The organism is Inhella sp., from assembly GCF_041912635.1.
In the GTDB taxonomy this organism is placed as follows: Bacteria; Pseudomonadota; Gammaproteobacteria; order Burkholderiales; family Burkholderiaceae_C; genus Inhella.
Genome location: NZ_JAYRMO010000063.1, coordinates 1 through 3,229, shown reverse-complemented (window position 1 = coordinate 3,229; position 3,229 = coordinate 1). Strand labels below are relative to the sequence as shown.

Here is a 3,229-nt window from a genome sequence, read left to right as displayed (position 1 = left end):
GGCTACGGCGAGGCCGGGCTCAAGGACGTGCAGGAGGCACTGGCCGCGCGCAAGCTGCAGGCGGTGCATGTCACGCGCTTCCCGCTGGGCGTGACGGACCTGCGCAAGGATCTGCAGGCTGCGCGCGAGGCCGGGGCCAACGTGATCTTCAGCTACACCGTGGGCCCGGAGGAGGCCGTCATCGCCAACAGCCGCAAGGACATCGGCTGGAAAGTCCCGCTGGTGGGTGCCTGGCCACTGTCGTTCCCCTTCTTTATCGATGGTGCCAAGGACGCGGCCGAGGGTGCGCTGATGGCCCAAACCTTCATTGCCGAGCCCAGCAACGAGCGCCGGGCCTCCTTTTTGACCAACTTCAAGCGCAAGCACGGCGAACGCATGGCCGTTCCCATGGCGGCTGCGCAGGGCTACGACGCCACCTATCTGCTCACCTACGCGCTGTTCGGCATCCGCGACGGCAAGCTCGACGGCCCTGCCGTCAAGAACGCGCTGGAGAACATCAAGCGCGTGTACTACGGCGTGGTGGCCACCTACGAGCGCCCCTTCACGCCCGAGGACAAGGACGCCATCACCGAGAACATGCTGGTCATGGGCAAGGTGCATAACGGGGCCATCACCTTTGCTTATCCTGAGGACGCCAAGCGCAATCTGATCGTGCAGCGGAAGAAGTAGGGGCAACCCCCTGTGGCGCTCCGCGCCTTCCCCCTTCTCTCGCCTCGCCGCGCGAGTCGGGAAGGGGGACGCCACCAGCGCTGCGGGGCGGCCCTTGCGCGGTGGCTGCTGGCCTGCGCACCGTCAGTTGCTTAGAGGGCGGGCCTTGCCAGTGCTGCTGTGGGGGCGTTCCCGCAGCCCTGCGGTATCAAGCCCGTGCGGGTTGCAGGCGGGTGCCCTTGGGGGTGCGGTCGAAACCGTAGAAACCAAAGTCCATGCCGGGGCGTTGGCCGCCGATGAGTTCGGCCAGGGCCAGGCCAGAGCCTGCGCCGTGCGTCCAGCCCAGGGTGCCGTGGCCGGTGTTGACCCACAGCCCGCGCAGTGGCGTGCGGCCGATGAAGGGGATGTTGGTGGGCGTGGCGGGGCGCAGGCCCGTCCAGTACTGAGGGTTGCCGCCTTGCTCGTCGGTGCGGGTATCGCACACACCGGGGAAGAGCTCTTCGATGCGGCGCGACAGCATATGGCAGCGGGCCTTGGCCACCGGGGTGTCCAGCGCCATGTCAAAGCCGCCCAGCTCGATGGTGCCGGCCACGCGCAGTTGGTTGCCCAGGCGGCTGATGGCGATCTTGCGACCGTCGTCCAGGGCCGAGACGGTGGGGGCAGCGTCGGGGCGCAGGATGGGGAAGGTGGCGCTGTAGCCCTTGCCGGGGTAGATCGGCAGGTCCACACCCACGCTGCGCAGCAACGGCGCGCTGTAAGAGCCGCATGCGACAACGATGGCGTCACCCTGGAGTATTTGGTCTTTTTGGCCTGCAGCGCCCGGATGGTTTGCGCGAACAGCTACTGAATTGATAGCATTTCCGTGGCGCTCCAGGCGCAGCACATCGTGGCCATACAGGATCTGCACGCCTTTGTCGGCGCAGCGCTGGGCGAGTTGCTGGGTGAACTGGCGCGCATCACCGCTCTCGTCGGTGCTGGTGTAGGTGCCGCCCACAATGCGGTCACCGTAGGCGCGGAAGGCGGGCTCGATCTGCAACAGCTCCTCGCGGGTGACCAGGCGGCGCTGCACGCCGTGCTTGCGCATCACTTCCACGGCCAGACCGGCGTCGTCGAAGGACTTCTGGTCCGAGTAGAAATGCGCGATGCCGCGCTCCAGGCGGTGGTACTCGATGCCGGTGCTGCGCACCAGTTCCTTGAGTGCGCGGTGGCTGTAGGCGCCCAGCTCCACCAACTGCTGCACGTTGCGCTCGAAAGCGGTGTCGTTGCACTGGGCCAGAAACTTCAGCCCCCAGCGCCATTGCTGCCAGTCCAGTTGCGGGCGAAACAGCAGCGGCGCCTCTTTGTCGAACAGCCACTTGAGCGCCTTCCAGGGCGCTTCGCGGTTGGCCCAGGGCTCGCAGTAGCTCACCGAGATCTGCCCTGCGTTGGCAAAACTCGTCTCCAGCGCCGCGCCGGGCTGGCGGTCAATGACGGTAACCTCGTGGCCCCGCTCGCGCAGATGCCAGGCTGTGCTGATGCCGATGATGCCGGCGCCGAGAATGATGGTTTTCATGGCGCGCAGTGTGCGCCGCAGGGCCCAAAAAATAAAGTCAAATTAACCGCATTCAAAAAACATCAGACAAGCTTATAATTCAAGCCTCGTTGTTTCAAGGTTCCCGCCATGAGTTCCTACGATCCTGCCGCCCTGGAGTGCCTGGCCGCCATTGTGGAGGAAGGGGGGTTCGAGCGGGCCGCCCAGCGCCTCAACGTCACCCAATCGGCGGTGTCCCAGCGCCTGCGGGCGCTGGAGGCGCTGGTTGGCTCCGTGCTCATTGTGCGCAGCCGCCCCCTGCGGCCCACGTCGGCGGGGCAGTTGCTGCTCAAGCACACCAAGCAATTGCGCCTGTTGCGCGCCGACCTGGAACGCGACCTGCAGGAGCTGGCACCCAGCGCCCCCGGCAGCGGTCGCGAGGACGAGCGCATCTCCATCGCCATCAACGCCGACAGCATTGCCACCTGGGCGCTGGACGCGGTGCACGACCTGGTGCGCCAGCGCCTTCCGCTGGAGATCATTGCCGACGACCAGGACTTCACCCAGGAATGGCTGCGCTCGGGCCAGGTGCTGGGCTGCGTCACCACGCTCAAGCAGGCCATGCGCGGTTGCCGCATGGTGCCGTTGGGCGCCATGCACTATGTGGCCGTGGCGTCCAGCAGCTTTGCGCAAAAACACCTGCCCAATGGCCTGACAGCCCACAACTTCCGCGAAGTGCCGTTCCTTTCCTTCAACCGCAAGGACGACATGGCGGCAGAGTTCGTCGCGCGTACCTTCGGCCTCAAGCGGGTGGCGCTCAACCACCTGTTCGTGCCCAGCACCGAGGGCCAGCTGCATGCGGTCAAGGCGGGCTGGGCCGTGGGCGTGCTGCCCGAGTTGCTGGTGCGCCCCGCACTTGCCGCCGGGGAGGTGGTGGACGTTGCCCCCGGCCACACGCTGCCCATCCAGTTGTACTGGCATTGCTGGAACCTGGAATCCGAGGTGCTCGAAGCCCTTACCCAGGCCCTGACCGAGGCCTCGGCGCGCGATCTGGATCAGGGAAACTCCGGA

3 protein-coding genes are annotated in these 3,229 nt (G+C 66.3%); 2 read left to right on the top strand and 1 reads right to left on the bottom strand.

What is annotated here, in order from left to right:
* The coding region (locus ACE3QP_RS21590) for an ABC transporter substrate-binding protein (protein ID WP_374439117.1) at positions 1–669 on the top strand (669 nt) is incomplete at its 5' end.
* Between the two features lie 187 nt (positions 670–856).
* On the opposite strand, the gene ACE3QP_RS21585 is transcribed toward ACE3QP_RS21590, so the two are convergent.
* The gene (locus tag ACE3QP_RS21585) at positions 857–2,200 is read right to left on the bottom strand and encodes a D-amino acid dehydrogenase (protein ID WP_374439115.1); all 1,344 of its coding nucleotides are present in this window, start codon (positions 2,198–2,200) and stop codon (positions 857–859) included.
* Between the two features lie 108 nt (positions 2,201–2,308).
* Between ACE3QP_RS21585 and ACE3QP_RS21580 the strand changes: the two genes are divergently transcribed.
* On the top strand, positions 2,309–3,229 hold a 921-nt coding region (locus ACE3QP_RS21580; RefSeq protein ID WP_374439113.1), incomplete at its 3' end, for a LysR family transcriptional regulator ArgP.

What these genes read in the sequence shown, in the direction of transcription:
- ACE3QP_RS21585 (WP_374439115.1), bottom strand. Translation starts at nt 2,200, where the DNA reads ATGAAAACCATCATTCTCGGCGCCGGCATCATCGGCATCAGCACAGCC.